Source organism: Catellatospora vulcania (genome assembly GCF_009720385.1).
In the GTDB taxonomy this organism is placed as follows: Bacteria; Actinomycetota; Actinomycetes; order Mycobacteriales; family Micromonosporaceae; genus Catellatospora; species Catellatospora vulcania.
The window spans coordinates 900,199-913,469 of record NZ_WARX01000001.1; the positions used below are offsets into that span (position 1 = coordinate 900,199).

Genomic DNA, 13,271 nt, shown 5'->3' on the forward strand with positions numbered 1-13,271 from the left:
TGGTCACGGTGGCGACCAGCCCATCATGCCCACAGACCATACTGAAAATATGCAAATCGACCCGACTGAACCGGTCCTCGGGGAAGTCAGGGCGTCCGGGTCGCCGCGGGTGCGGGGGTTCGCGGCAGCTTCGCGGCCGCCCACAGCCCGGCGATCGCCACCACGGCGAGCACGGCCATGGCCAGCCCGTAGGCGCGTTCGGGGGTCGCGGTGATGCCCGCGACGAGGATGGTGCCGGCGACGGCGGTGCCCAGGCAGGAGCCGAGGTTGGACACGCTGCGCGACAGCCCGGAGATCTCGCCCTGCTGGTCGTCGCTGAAGCTGGACTGCACGATGTTGACCGACGGGGTCAGCATCAGGCCCAGCCCGAGCCCGATGAGCAGCAGGCCGGGCGCGAACGCCCAGGCCCCGGGCGTGCCGGTGACCAGGGCCAGCAGCACGACCACGCCGATCGCGGTGAGCACGAAGCCGGCCCGGATCAGGGTGCGCTGCGGGCGGCGTTTGGCCAGGCGCTCGGCTGCCAGCGACGAGATCAGCAGACCGGCCGTCGCGGCGGTGAAGATGACACCGGTCTGGATCGCGTCGTAGCCGCGGACCACCTGCAGGTACGCGGACACGGTGAAGGACGTGCCCATCAGGATCAGCCACTGGGTGTTCTGGGTGACCAGGCCGAAGTTGGAGGTGCGGTTGCGGAAGAGCGTGGTCGACAGCAGCGGTTCGCGGCCGGCGCGTTCCTGGGCGCGTACCCAGCGGAAGAACAGGAACAGCAGCAGCAGGCCCGCGACGATCAGGGCGAGCATCAGCCAGAGGTTGTCGTCGGCGGCGAGGATGCCGGCGACGACGAGGATGAGCCCGCCGGCCGACAGCACCGCGCCGCGGGTGTCGAACGGCCGGGTCGGGTCCGGCGGCAGCGGGTCGAACAGCTTGCGGCCGAGCACGACGATCACGGCCACCACGAGTGCCTGGAACACGAACGCCCAGCGCCAGCTCAGCGCCGAGGTGATCAGGCCGCCGATGAGCGGTCCCGCGGCCGCGCCGACGCCGCCCATCGCGCTGATCATGCCGAACGCCTTGGCGCGGGAGGTGACGCTGGTGAACAGCAGCGTGGTGAGGATGTAGACGGGTGGAATGAGCAGCGCGGTGCCCACACCCTCCAGGATCGAGTTGCCGAGGATGAGCACGCCCAGCCCGGGTGACACCGCGCTGAGCAGCGCGCCGATGCCGTAGAGGATGAGGCCGGCGAGGAAGCAGCGCTTGCGGCCGTACCGGTCGGTGAGTTTGCCGCCGGGGATCATGAGGGCGGCCATCACCAGCAGGAAGATCGTGATGGCGATCTGGACACCCTGCACGGTCGTGTTCAGGTCCGTGCTGATGTCGTTGATCATCACGTTCATGTTGGTGCCGGCGAAGCTGCAGATGAACTGCGCCAGCGCGAGCGGCACGAGCATCTGCCGCAGCGACCCCGCGGGCGGCATGGCGGTGCTCATCGGCTCGCGAACCGTTTCACGCCGGCCGCGACGAACTGCTCAATCGCGGTGGGCATGGGTCACTCCTCCTGCTGGCGGGCCGACATGGACAGCGTAGTAAAGCTGTCCGATTCATGCCGGTATACCGGGAGATCGCTGCGGAGAGGGGACGGGCGGTTGCGTTTTTGGTGTTTACTGCGGCATGGTTGACGCATGAGAGGCGACTCCGACGACGACCTGATGACGACGAGCGAGGCGGCGGCGCTGCTGCGTTCGTCACGTCAGCATGTGGTCGACCTGTGTGAGCGGGGAGCCCTTCCCTTCGTCAGGGTGGGGACGCACCGGCGGATCGCCAGGGCGGACGTGCTCGCCATGCTGCGTCCGGAACTGACCCGCGACCAGCTCAAGTCGCTGTGGCTGCACCGCGCCGTGGCCGGCCGTCTCGTCGCCGACCCCGACAACGTGCTGGCCGACGCCACTGAGAACCTGCACAGACTCCAGCGCGTACACCCGGACGGCATGGCGGCGATGTGGCTCGAACGCTGGCGGCAGGTCCTCGATGCCGGAGCCGAGGCGGTGCTCGAGGTCCTGACCTCACGGAGCCGCGACGCCGCCGACCTGCGCCAGAACTCGCCGTTCGCAGGCGTGCTTCCCGAAGGCACCCGCCAGGCTGTGCTGGCCGCGTTCGCCGAGCGCTGGCGCAGGGAGCGGATGGCGTGAACCGCGAGCAGCTGGAGCACGTGCTCCGGGCCGCGTCGCAGATCGCGCAGGAGCCCGACATCCTGGTCATCGGCAGCCAGTCGATCCTCGGCGCCATACCCGAGGACAGGCTGCCCGCCGCGGCGACGGCGTCGATCGAAGTGGACGTCGCGTTCTTCGACGATCCGGACGATCTCAAGGCGGACCGGGTGGACGGGGCGATCGGCGAGCTGTCGCCCTTCCACGAAACCTTCGGCTACTACGCCCAGGGTGTGAGCGTTTCCACCGCAGTGCTCCCGGCAGGCTGGCGGCAGCGACTGGTGGTGGTCGACACGCCAGGTACCGCGCCTGGGCGTGGTCACCTGCTCGACCCGCACGATTGTGTGGTTTCGAAGCTCGTCGCGGGCAGGGAGAAGGACCACGTCTTCGCGGCGGCGCTGCTGGAACACGGGTTGATCGACGCTGCTGTTCTCACCGAGCGGGTGGAGACCGTGGACGTGACCGCTGCTCACCGGCAGCGCTTGCGCCAGTGGATCAACTATCACGCACGGCGGGGAGCGCCCAGCTGAGCGGCCGCGTACCTCACCCGATCCCGTTGAGCTGCCGTGCCATGTCGCGGTGGACAGCGACCAGCTCGGTCATGGGAATCGGCCGCCGGGAGGCCTTCCCGAGATCCTTGCCTTCCTTGCTCCAGGGCGGCGGAAGCGTGTGGATGCCCTGGTCGAGCCGGCAGGCGGCGACCTCGGCCGGCCAGCCGGGCCAGCGAAGGGTGTCGTAGAAGGGCTCGATCGCGCCCATCAGCATGGCGGTCAGCCAGGCCGCGTACCCCAGCTCGAGGTCCTGCCAGTCCAGCGCGTCCGGGCCGAAGTAGTGCACCGTCGGGGCGTCGCCCGGTGAGCCCTGCGCCCACGCGAACACACCGCCGAGCACGTCATGCGCCACCACCAGGCCGAACGAGTCCGGCTGGTTGGCGGCGACGATGTCGGTCAGCCCGCGGCCGATGCTGCCGGAACCCAGGACACGAAGCCAACCGCCGTCGACGACGATGCCGCCGCTGAGATAGGTGACGGCGCCCAGCCAGGACCCGGTGGTGACCTGCAGGTGGTGCAGGCAGGACGCCGGCATGCCCTCGTCGGCGGGCAGGACTTCGACGATATGGGGCGACTGCGCGACGACGCCCAGGATCTCCGCCCAGGCAGACTGATCGCCGACCACCAGCTCGTCCAGTTCGCGCACGCCGCCAAGGTACCCGCCGGTCTGCCGCTGCGGGACGCGGCCGTGAACCCGAATCGGCCCTGGCGCAGAGACATGGCTGTCAGGTCGGTTTTCGGGAGGAGGGACCACGGTGCATTGGCCACATCAGCGATGACGACGGCGGAGCTGTCCGGCGACGCGGCGGTGATCGCCGCGTCCAGGCACGACGCGGAGGCGTTCGGGGTCATATACGACCGGTACGCCGCCGGGCTGCACCGGTACGCGTACCGGCGGCTCGGGCCGCAGACGGCGGAGGACGCGGTCGCGGAGACGTTCCTCGCCGCATTCCGCCACCGCGACCGCTACGACCTGGGGCGCGAGGACGCCCGTCCGTGGCTGTTCGGGATCCTCACCAAGGAGATCGCCCGGCGGTGGCGCACGGAGCAGGCCAGATACCGGGCGCTGAGCCGAGCAGGCGAAGCCGAGGCCGTCGAGGGCTTCGCCGACGAGGTCGACGCGGCGGTCAGCGCCCAGGCGACCCGCGGCGCGCTCGCCGACGGGCTGCGCGGACTCGCCGCGCGTGATCGCGACGTGCTGCTGCTCGTCGCGTGGAGCGGCCTGACGTACGAGGAGGTCGCGCAGACGCTGCGGATCAAGGTCGGCACGGTGCGCTCCCGGCTGCACCGGGCGCGACTCAAGCTGCGCGAGGCCCTCGGCGAGGACACGATGACCGACTTTTTCGAGGTGGAGTGATGGACGAGATGACGATGCTGGACGATTTCGGCGCTGCCCTGGACCCGGACGGTCCGCCGCCGCGGGACCTGCGCCGGCGGGTGCTCACCGGGGTGATGCGCCCGCAACCGGTCTGGCGCCGCATGCTCACCGGGCGTACCGGGATGCGGGTCGCGGTCGGCGGCGGGCTGGCCGCGGTGCTCACCGCGGCGGTGCTGGCGGCGCAGGTCGTGCCGTTCGGCGGCAGTGGACCGGCGGCCCAGGCGCAGGCCGCGGACATCCTCGCCGGTGCCGCCGAGCAGGCCCGGCACCAGCCGGACGTGCCGGTGCGCGGGGATCAGTTCGTGCATGTCGAGTCAGTCGCGACGGTGCTCGGGATGAACGAGGCGACGAAGCAGTCGTCGACGGCCGTGATCGCACGCCGGGTCTGGCTGTCGGTGGACGGGACCCGCGACGGGCTCATCCAGCAGCGGCCGCGGTCCGGCGGGGACTGGACGGACACCGCCCTGCCCGGCTGCCACGGCGGGGTCGTCACGCAGACCAAGGGTGGGGTCACCGTCACGAACGCGTGCACGCCGACGCCCGCCTATCGGGGCGGCCTGCCGACCGACGCGGACGCGATGCTGGCCCACCTCTACCGCATCGCCGACGAGCAGCCGAACAAGAACCCCCGCGACCAGCGGGCGTTCACCGCTGCGGTGGACCTCGTCGCCGAGGCGTACCTGTCGCCGGCGTCACTGGCCGCGGTCTTCGGCGCCGTGGCCAGGATCCCCGGGGTCAGCGTGGTCGGCGACGTGACCGACGAGGCTGGCCGCGACGGCGTCGCAGTGGCCCTGCACGAGGTGCAGGGCACCCGCGCCGAACTCATCTTCGACCGGGACAGCCACGCCTACCTGGGCAACCGTTCGGTCGCCCTGCAGGACGGCGACGGCCTGCGGGCCGGACAGGTGATGTACTCGGCCGCGGTGCTGACGGTCGAGATCGTCGACCGGGCCGGCGTGTGAGGGTTGCTTGACGGCGGGCCGTGGCGTACGCGCCGCGGCCCGCCGCGAGGCCGGTTTCGGACAGACAGGTATTGCGCAGTCCAGGGCTTTCGCCCCAGGGGACGCCGAAGCTCGGCGCATGATTATCGATATCTCGCGGCGCACCGCCGCGACCGTCGCCGCGGCCGTGCTGCTGGCCGCCACCGTGGCGGCCCAGCCTGCCCACGCGGCAGATCCCGTGCACAAGTCCACCCTGCGGCTCTGCGACCCGACCGGCTGCTACGTGGCCTGGCGGGTCGTCGACTCCGATCACGACGGCGTCGGCGACGCCGACGAGCTGATGGCGGGCACCGACCCGTGGGACCCGACCAGCCGCCCGCCCCTGAAGCTGGTCGTGGAAGTAGCACTGGAGCGCAGACTGCCCTCGTTCGAGGCAGGTCTGGGCGCGTTCCTCGCCATGCCCCAGGAGATCGTCGAGGCGCGGGAGAAGATCGGCATGGACGTGCTCGGCGCGTTCGGCATGGCCTCACGGCGGGACACGCTCACCCACTTCGGCCTCACCTTCGGTGAGATCCAGACCGGCGGTGTGGACGTCGATCCCAGCCACGGGTTCACGATCGGCATGGCGGGCAAGGGCGGCATCGGCTCCCTGCCCGGCGCCCGCGTCGGCGGGGTCTCCGTCGGGCTGATCTCCGCGGGCTCCGTCGACCCGAAGCACCAGTTCGGCCAGGAGCACGGCGGCGTCAAGAGCACCAAGCCGATCGAGGGCGGGACCGGCACCCACATCGAGTTCAACGACGGCGCGTCCCAGACCACCAGGTCCGACGGCGCGGGCGGATTCAACAGGACCACTACGAACGCCGACGGTAGCGCGGGCCCCAGCACCACCGGCCAGGCCCGGGAATCCAGCGACGGCGAAGGCGGCACCCGGCACGAGGAGAAGCAGACCACGACCGACGCCGACGGTGACCTGGACAGCGTCACCTATACCGACGAGCACCGCTTCGCCGGCGGGGCGGTCAGCACCATCACGACGACCACCAAGTTCGTCCGGGACTCAGACGGCAACGTCACCGGCTCCCAGAGAACGACCGTGGTCAGCTACATCTCCGCCGACGGCGAGTACGGCTCCGCGGACACCACGGTCGAGGACTGCGACTCCGCGGGCAACTGCACGATGGTGGACTCCGACTACGAGGACAGCGACACCGTCGACGACGAGGAGTACTACAACCCCGACGCCGACACCACGGTCGTGACCTTCGAGACGGAGAAGAACGTGCTGCGTACCCGTGGCGCGGCGGTGAAGGTGGTGCCCGGCTGGGCCGCGCCCGGTTTCGAGGGCGAGCCGGCCGACCCGAACGATCCGAGCCTGGTGGCGCTGATCGACTCCGACCTGTCCGGTGGCTACCTGCTGGTGTCGCCGACGCGGGTCACCAAGGCCCAGCCCGAGTACCGCGACGACCTGCCCCGCGTGGGCGTGCCCGCGCCCGGGGGCTGCCCGAGCTGCGGCTGACCGCCCAGGACCGGCCGTGGCGTGCTCACGGCCGGTCCACCTCCGGGATGTGCACCGACCCCATGCTGATCGGGCGGCGCAGCCGGAAGCCGAGCCGCTCGTACAGGGCGAGCGCTCCGGTGTTGTCGTGGGCCACGTGCAGGAAGGCGTGATCGCCGCGCTCGCGCATACCGGCGATAAGCGCGCGGACCAGCCGGACGGCCAGGCCCTGGCGCCGGTGGGCGGGGTCGGTGCAGACGGCGCTGAGCTCGGCCCAGCCCGTCGGGCGCAGCCGCTCGCCGGCCATCGCCACCAGCGCCCCGCCGCGGCGGATACCCAGGTAGGTGCCCAGTTCCAGGGTGCGCGGCGTGAACAGGCGGCCGTTGCGGTGGCGGGCGACGAACGCGACGATCTCGGGTACGTCGGCCGGACCCAGCCGCACTGCCTCGTCGTCGGTCCGCGGTTCGGCGTCGTCCTCGACGAGCTGCAGTCCGGGCCCGACCCCGGTGACCTTCCAATCGGGGTGCGGGGCCACGACGATGCCGGCGATCGGGGCCTGCTCCGGGCCGACCAGCGCGGCGGCGTCCGCCCAGTCTTCGGCGGTGGTCGGATGCGGGATCGTGATGAACCGCGACAGCTCCGGCGGGTAGCGCAGGATGCGGCCCCGCCGCTGCGCCAGGTGGGCATGCGGGCCGGTCAGCGCGGACCGTACGGGGTCGTCGAGTGGGTCCATGGCGTCCTCGGGTCGGCGTTAGCGCTGCGCAGACTCTAACCTGACAATCATGATCGTGGATGGATGCGCGGGCGCTGCGGCGGCGGGTGAATCCGTGTTGCCCACCGACAGACAATGGGCGGATGGGAATGCGAAGCGGCTTGGCCGAGATGTCGGATGCGGAGTTGTTCGCCGCCGCGGCGGCCGAGATTCCCGAGGACGACTACCTGGACCCGGTTCCCCACCTGGTCGCCCTGCACGAGCGGCCGACCCGGCAGGTGTTCGCCACCGCGGTGCGGCTGCTGACCGACGACGACCCCGATGCGCGGGAACTCGGCGCCCGGGTGCTGCGCGAGCTGGGGCCGCGGGACGACGAAGGGCGCCGGCCGTTCGGCGCGGAGGCGATACCGCTGCTGGTCGGGCGGCTCGATCAGGAGCGGGACCCGCGGGTGCTGCAGTGGGTGATCTCCGCGCTCGGATTCAACTGCGCACGGGAGGCACTCGGCGAGGTGCTCCGGTTCACCGGGCACCCGAACCGGTGGGTTCGCTTCCACGTCGCGGCAGCGCTGCCGGCGCTGGTGGACCCGGATCGGATCGAACCGGGCGCGCTGGAGGCGCTGCGGACACTGTGCGGCGACGAGGAGGCGGACACCCGGTATTACGCCCTGCACGCCATGGTCGAGGAGATCTCCGGCGCGGACCCGGAACTCGTCACGCGGTCGCTCGCCGACCTGCTGGACGACCCCGATGAGCAGATCCGCGAACTCGCCAGGACACACCTGACCGCTGTGGACCGGGGCTGATCAGCGCTGGGCTGAGCGGGCGCGCCAGATCACCACGCCGAGCACCACGGTCCAGACGGTGAGCGGGTCGAAGCCGAGCCGCTCCGCGCCGCCGACGCCCAGGCCCAGATGCAGGCCGCTGGCGAACAGCGCGCAGCCCACGATCCCGACGACGCCCATGGCCAGGGAGAAGACCCGCTCCCGCGGCCGCTCACCGGGTGTGGCGAGGCCGAGCAGCAGCGGGCCGATCGCCCCGGGGAACTGCAACCCGGCCCCGACCAGGTGCAGCGGCATGTTCACATCGCCGGGAGCCAGGCCCACGAGCACCGCGCCTACGCCGCTGACGGCCACCAGCGCCAGGCCCGCCCCGGCGAGGCGGTGACGCGGCCACCAGCCCCGAGTGGTCAGCGCGCCCGCCGCGGTGAACAGGCCCACCAGTACGAAGGCCACGTTCATGAGCGCGTGCCTGGGCGAGCAGAGGAAGGTCCCCGGCCGCCAGGATTCGCCGGTGGGCGCGCAGCGGGCGTTGCCGAGATCGCTGATCGTGTTGTCGGCGAAGCTGTACGCGGGATCCCAGGCCGCCGCGACCACCGGCTGCACCAGGAAGTAGACGATCGTCAGCATCCAGCAGACCGCACCCAGCCGTTGTCTCACCAGGTCGAGATTAGACCGGCTGTCCAGCAGCGGTCCGGCCCGGTAAATTGTCATATCGAGGTGGACGCGGGCGCGGTTACGGTCGGCGCATGGACCGCCTTTCCGAGATCACCTTCCGCCTGCCCGCGACCGCGGAGTCACGTGCCTTCCTCGACGGGCTGGGGCTGCTGCTCGCCGACGTCCCCTACGCCGCGCGGAAGGCCGATCGGCTGACGCTCACCCCGCCGCGGCCCGGCGACGCCCGCCCCATCACGACGTTCGCGCTGGCCGACGTGCCCGCGCCCGAGGTCGCCCTGGACACCGGCCAGGTCATTCGCGTCGTACGCGGCCCCGGCGCCGACGCGGTCACGCTGCCGGGCCGGGTCGAGCTGCCGGAGTTGGGCCGCCGCCTCGCCGGGCACGTCCGCCGGGTCGACCACACGGGCGTCAACCTGCCCGTCGGCACGTCCGTCGAGCAGTGGGACGACCTGGTCGGCGCGGTCGCCGCGGCGTCCGCGATGTACCGCTATCCCACCGGCGAGCAGTGGCCCTTCGTCCTGCCCGCGTCACCGGCGGAGCTCGACGACGATGTCCGCGATTTCGTCGTCGGCCGCGAGCCCCGGTTCGAGCTGGTATTCGAGCAGCGGCTCACGCAGACGTCGTGGCAGATCGCGCTGTGGACCGATCTGACCCGCGCAGAGCTGGAACTGCTGTTCCCCGAGCCCGAGGGGCTGACCTTTCCGGGTCTGGAGGAAATCTTCCGCGTCGTGCCGGTCCGCCATCCGTGGCCAGACCTGGGCATCCGTTTCGACCTGTGCTACCGCGGCGAGGGCGGCGGCCCGTCGGACTGGGAGACCGGCGAATGGCTGGTCACCGAGGGCGGCCGCATCCGCTGACCCGGCAGGCGGGCTCCGCCCACAGGCGTTAGGGAAGGGCGCCTTCTACGTCGCTTAGCGATGTGAAGGCGCCCTTCCTTCGGCCTTACGAGTTGAGGGGGCGTCGGGCCACCAGCAGGAGGTGGGTGACCGGCCAGTCGAGCGGGGTGCCGTCGGGGTCGGTGAGGGTGGCCACCGGGGCGATCCGGTTGTCGACGATCCAGTCGTTGCGGCTGGTCCCGGAGGCCGGGTCCAGTTCGAAGCCGACGTCGGTGAGCAGGCGGCGCCAGTCCGCGTACGCCATGCCGCAGAACTGCTCGCGGGTCTCCGCCAGCCAGCTCGCGGAGTAGTCCTTGCGGGTCAGGTAGTCCATGGCGTCGCCCAGGGCGAGCTGGACCGTGTCGCCGGTGGCGGTGTGCGGCACGCCGAAGGCGAAGTCGACGGTGAACTGGTCGAAGCGGGCCCGCGTGGACAGGCCCGCGACATAGGCCGCGACCTGCCCGGAAGGCAACCCGGCCAGGTCGGTGCGCGGGTGCCGCGGGTTCTCGCCGTCGCCGCTTTCCAGGCGCAGCAGCACCTGCCGGTCGCGGTCGTCGGGCCCGCAGACGTCGCTGTTGATCCAGACGCCGCCCGGCACGGTGTGCTCGAAGATGGCCTGGGCGAAGGCGCGCAGCGACTTCTCCTGGTCACCGTAGGACCAGATCTCGTGCGTGAGCGCGAAGGTCAGCGTCGTGTTGATCGACCGGGCCGGGAACACCGCGCCGCCGAGCACGTTGCGGCGGTAGAAGAACACGTTCGGGTTGGCGAAGACCCCCTGCGCCTTGCGGTGTACGCACTCGTCGAACAGGTGGCGGGCGACCTCGACCCCGATGAGGTCGCTCTCGCGCAGGGCCGGCTCCCGGTCGGCCAGTTCGAGCACAGCCCCCGCGCCGCAGCCGATGTCGACGACCCGGCCGGGCTGGACGTGCTCGCGGGCCGCGGCCCACTTGCGGGCGGCGCTGTCGGCGAACGCCTCCACGTAGCTGCGGTAGTCGCGGGTCGTGGTCAGCCCGCCCTCGTCCCCGACGACCGGGTCGTTGACGACCCTGCGCACGGTGTCGGTGAGCCGGTAGCGGTCGAAGACGTCCACGGTGGCGGGATGCGCCAGCTCGCGCCACGTCTCGTCACCGGCGGCCAGGCGCAGCAGGACGTCCCAGGGCCGTTCGGCCGCCGGGGACTGCCCGGCCTCGACGGGGTCGATCGCGAAGCCGAGCCGCTCGTACAGCGCGGCGACGTCGGGGGTGGAGCAGGCCACCACGGTGTTGTGCGGCGTCAGCTCGATACCGGTGGCCGCGGTGATGTTCTTGATCGTCACCTCGGCGAAGCGCGGCGTCGGCGGCATGTCGAAGACCGGCACCACCACCGAGCGCAGGCCGGTGGTCGCGCTGAACCGTTCGATGGCGGCCTCCCGCCGGTGGTAGGGCACCGGGTTGCGGCGGGTGTTGTCGTGGTTCGCCGAGGTCACCGCCCAGACGATGGTCGCGCCGTGCCGGGCGGCCAGGTCGACGAGCCGGCCGGCCTGGAACCGGGTCAGCAGGTGGTGGCGTCCGGGGAACAGCACGTATTTCATCGGACCTTGATACCGCACGCGGCGGCGGGGCTGCTCACCGCAGGTCCGCCATCCCGCTGCCGGACTATGCTGGCCGAGGCATTTGCCCGTTTCGGCGACTCCGGGGAAAGTTCCGGGCCCCGGACCGATGAGTTTGCCGGGCGGCGGCGGTCTACCTGGACATGACCCGAGAAGGAGATGCTCCGATGACGGAAGCGAAGACCTACACCCTCGACGTTCCCGGCGCGGTCCTGCACTACGACGTGCGCGAGAACGCGGAGAGCAGCGAGCCGGTCCTGATGCTGTTCGGCTCGCCCATGGACGCCCGCGGGTTCACCACGCTCGCCGGGTACTTCCCCGACCGCACCGTGGTCACCTACGACCCCCGCGGCGCCGAACGCAGCATCCGCACCGCCGACGCCGGGGAGTCGACGCCCGACGTGCACGCCGACGACCTGCACCGGCTGATCGCCGAACTCGGCGGGGGACCGGTCGACATCTTCGCCAGCAGCGGCGGGGCCGTCAACGCGCTGGCCCTGGTCGCCCGGCACCCCGCGGACGTGCGCACGCTGGTCGCCCACGAGCCGCCGGCGGGCACCCTGCTGCCCGACCGGGAGCGGGCGCTCGCCGCGATCCGGTTCATCCGCGACCTGTACCAGGCGAAGGGTTCCGGAGCCGGGATGGCGGCGTTCATCGCCGCGGTCGGGCACCAGGGCGAGTTCCCGGCGGACTACGCCGTGGCGCCGGACCCGGCGCAGTTCGGCATGCCGGCCGAGGACGACGGCTCCCGTGACGACGTGCTGCTGGGCCAGAACCTGATCAGTTGCACGCATTACGAGTACGACCTCGACGCGCTGCGCGCGGCGCAGACCCGGATCGTGCCGGTGGTCGGCGAGGAGTCCGAGGGCCAGATGGCCTACCGCGGCGGGGTCGCGGTGGCCGAGCGGCTCGGCACCACGGCGGTCGTGTTCCCCAGCAACCACGGCGGTTTCATGGGCGGCGAGTTCGGCATGCCGGGCAAGCCGGAGGAGTTCGCTGCCAAGCTGCGCGAGGTCCTGTCCGCGAACGCCTGACAGAGTCCCGAACGGGGCGAGCCGCAGGGCCGCCCCGTTCGGGTCAGGCGGTACGGGACAGGTCCATGACCCAGTTGGTCCGCCAGTTCGAGCCCTGGTCGTAGGAGAACGACTGCTGCCACCGGGCGGTGTCCGCGCCCTCCCTGGTCCACTCGAACCGGACCTTGACCGGGTGTCCGCCGAGCACGTCGTCGCAGTCGAAGACGCCCCGCCCGTCGCGCCAGGCGCCCTCGACGGGCGGGTCGAGGTGGCCGGGGTTGCGGCTGGACGCCCACCAGATCCGCCAGACCCGGGCCTGCGGGTCGAACTGCCGCAGCGTGAACCCCTCGAACGGCTCCTCGCCGGGCGGGGCGTCGGTCCAGATGCGGTCGACGTGGCCGAGCCCGCCGAGGATCGGCTCGGCGTGCGCGGTGGCGTCGAACTCGACCCACTCGGTGCAGGCCGGGTCGGTGACGTCGCGCAGCTTGCGGTTGCGCACCTGCCAACGGCCGAAGATGAAGTCGAAGTCGGCGCGGCCGTCGTCCATGATCGTCTCCTTGCGGCGGGGCGGCTCAGTCACCGTGATCATGCCGGTGGCCCCCGACGATGTGCGCGCTGAAGCTCCTGGCACGGCGGGCGCAGTTGGTATCTGAGCGCGCCCGCGGCGGTGCAGGTGTGGCTCGACGGCGATCGGTGCAGTTCAAAGGACGTGCAGGTCGTGGAGCACGAACGCCCAGCGGTCGTCGATCCGCACCAGGTCGAACAGTGCGGTGAGGTCGCTCCATTCGCCGTTGAGCGGGAGGTCGAAGTCGATGTGGGGCGGCCGATCGTCATACCGGCTCACCTCACGCAGGGGGACGAGGTCTCCGCCTGCGCTGTTGACCGGGGTGACGTACATGCGCCGGCCATCGTCCAGCGGTTCCCAGGAGCCGTAGTTCGCGATATAGGTCCTCAGGCTCTCCGCGGTCCACTTCTCGGTGGGGATGGCCCCGTCCGGTGGGTGCAGGAACGCAGTATCGGCCGTCCGGCGCGTTCCCGGCCCGCTCGCCGGGGCGGTCGG

At 71.4% G+C, this 13,271-nt stretch carries 15 protein-coding genes; 8 read left to right on the top strand and 7 right to left on the bottom strand.

All coding sequences use genetic code 11. The features are described from left to right. Nucleotides 1-86 precede the first annotated feature (86 nt). The gene (locus F6W97_RS23335) at nt 87-1,487 is read right to left on the bottom strand and encodes an MFS transporter (protein ID WP_155372535.1); all 1,401 of its coding nucleotides are present in this window, start codon (nt 1,485-1,487) and stop codon (nt 87-89) included. A gap of 192 nt (nt 1,488-1,679) precedes the next feature. Here F6W97_RS23335 and F6W97_RS23340 point away from each other — a divergent pair, with 192 nt between their 5' ends. Both F6W97_RS23340 and F6W97_RS23345 read left to right on the top strand, forming a co-directional pair. After that, nucleotides 1,680-2,186, top strand: coding sequence for a helix-turn-helix domain-containing protein (locus F6W97_RS23340; RefSeq protein WP_155372536.1), 507 nt, complete (start codon nt 1,680-1,682; stop codon nt 2,184-2,186). Continuing rightward, nucleotides 2,183-2,734, top strand: a complete 552-nt coding sequence (locus tag F6W97_RS23345; protein WP_155372537.1) for a DUF6036 family nucleotidyltransferase — start codon at nt 2,183-2,185, stop codon at nt 2,732-2,734. Before F6W97_RS23340 ends, F6W97_RS23345 begins: the two co-directional genes overlap by 4 nt. 13 nt (nt 2,735-2,747) lie before the next feature. Here F6W97_RS23345 and F6W97_RS23350 read toward each other — a convergent pair whose 3' ends face one another. Next, on the bottom strand, nt 2,748-3,401 hold the full coding sequence (locus tag F6W97_RS23350; RefSeq protein WP_230686895.1) for a DUF2625 family protein: 654 nt from the start codon (nt 3,399-3,401) through the stop codon (nt 2,748-2,750). A gap of 129 nt (nt 3,402-3,530) precedes the next feature. On the opposite strand from F6W97_RS23350, the gene F6W97_RS23355 reads away from it, so the two are divergent. The 3 genes from F6W97_RS23355 to F6W97_RS23365 all read left to right on the top strand — a co-directional run bounded on the left by F6W97_RS23355 (nt 3,531) and on the right by F6W97_RS23365 (nt 6,590). After that, complete coding sequence (locus F6W97_RS23355) at nt 3,531-4,112, top strand: RNA polymerase sigma factor (protein WP_155372538.1); 582 nt, start codon at nt 3,531-3,533, stop codon at nt 4,110-4,112. Beyond that, nucleotides 4,112-5,095, top strand: a complete 984-nt coding sequence (locus F6W97_RS23360; RefSeq protein WP_155372539.1) for a CU044_5270 family protein — start codon at nt 4,112-4,114, stop codon at nt 5,093-5,095. The genes F6W97_RS23355 and F6W97_RS23360 overlap by 1 nt, the downstream gene beginning before the upstream one ends. Before the next feature lie 118 nt (nt 5,096-5,213). Next, the gene (locus F6W97_RS23365; protein WP_155372540.1) at nt 5,214-6,590 is read left to right on the top strand and encodes a hypothetical protein; all 1,377 of its coding nucleotides are present in this window, start codon (nt 5,214-5,216) and stop codon (nt 6,588-6,590) included. A 25-nt stretch (nt 6,591-6,615) separates the two neighbouring features. Here the strand turns inward: F6W97_RS23365 and F6W97_RS23370 are convergent, their stop codons facing one another. After that, nucleotides 6,616-7,302, bottom strand: a complete 687-nt coding sequence (locus F6W97_RS23370; RefSeq protein WP_155372541.1) for a GNAT family N-acetyltransferase — start codon at nt 7,300-7,302, stop codon at nt 6,616-6,618. Nucleotides 7,303-7,424: 122 nt separating this feature from the next. Here F6W97_RS23370 and F6W97_RS23375 point away from each other — a divergent pair, with 122 nt between their 5' ends. Then, a complete protein-coding gene (locus F6W97_RS23375; RefSeq protein WP_196279283.1) occupies nt 7,425-8,084 on the top strand; it encodes a HEAT repeat domain-containing protein in 660 nt (219 codons plus the stop codon). Here the strand turns inward: F6W97_RS23375 and F6W97_RS23380 are convergent, their stop codons facing one another. Continuing rightward, the gene (locus F6W97_RS23380) at nt 8,085-8,717 is read right to left on the bottom strand and encodes a DUF998 domain-containing protein (RefSeq protein ID WP_196279284.1); all 633 of its coding nucleotides are present in this window, start codon (nt 8,715-8,717) and stop codon (nt 8,085-8,087) included. An 89-nt stretch (nt 8,718-8,806) separates the two neighbouring features. Here F6W97_RS23380 and F6W97_RS23385 point away from each other — a divergent pair, with 89 nt between their 5' ends. Continuing rightward, a complete protein-coding gene (locus F6W97_RS23385; RefSeq protein WP_155372544.1) occupies nt 8,807-9,592 on the top strand; it encodes a hypothetical protein in 786 nt (261 codons plus the stop codon). An 85-nt stretch (nt 9,593-9,677) separates the two neighbouring features. On the opposite strand, the gene F6W97_RS23390 is transcribed toward F6W97_RS23385, so the two are convergent. Continuing rightward, nucleotides 9,678-11,180 carry a class I SAM-dependent methyltransferase gene (locus tag F6W97_RS23390; protein ID WP_155372545.1) on the bottom strand — a complete coding sequence of 501 codons (1,503 nt, stop codon included), beginning with the start codon at nt 11,178-11,180 and terminating at the stop codon, nt 9,678-9,680. A gap of 185 nt (nt 11,181-11,365) precedes the next feature. Here F6W97_RS23390 and F6W97_RS23395 point away from each other — a divergent pair, with 185 nt between their 5' ends. Further along, a complete protein-coding gene (locus tag F6W97_RS23395) occupies nt 11,366-12,232 on the top strand; it encodes an alpha/beta fold hydrolase (RefSeq protein WP_155372546.1) in 867 nt (288 codons plus the stop codon). Between the two features lie 43 nt (nt 12,233-12,275). Here F6W97_RS23395 and F6W97_RS23400 read toward each other — a convergent pair whose 3' ends face one another. After that, nucleotides 12,276-12,800, bottom strand: a complete 525-nt coding sequence (locus F6W97_RS23400) for a hypothetical protein (RefSeq protein WP_230686896.1) — start codon at nt 12,798-12,800, stop codon at nt 12,276-12,278. Between the two features lie 111 nt (nt 12,801-12,911). Next, nucleotides 12,912-13,109 carry a hypothetical protein gene (locus F6W97_RS23405; protein WP_155372547.1) on the bottom strand — a complete coding sequence of 66 codons (198 nt, stop codon included), beginning with the start codon at nt 13,107-13,109 and terminating at the stop codon, nt 12,912-12,914. Nucleotides 13,110-13,271: the final 162 nt, after the last annotated feature.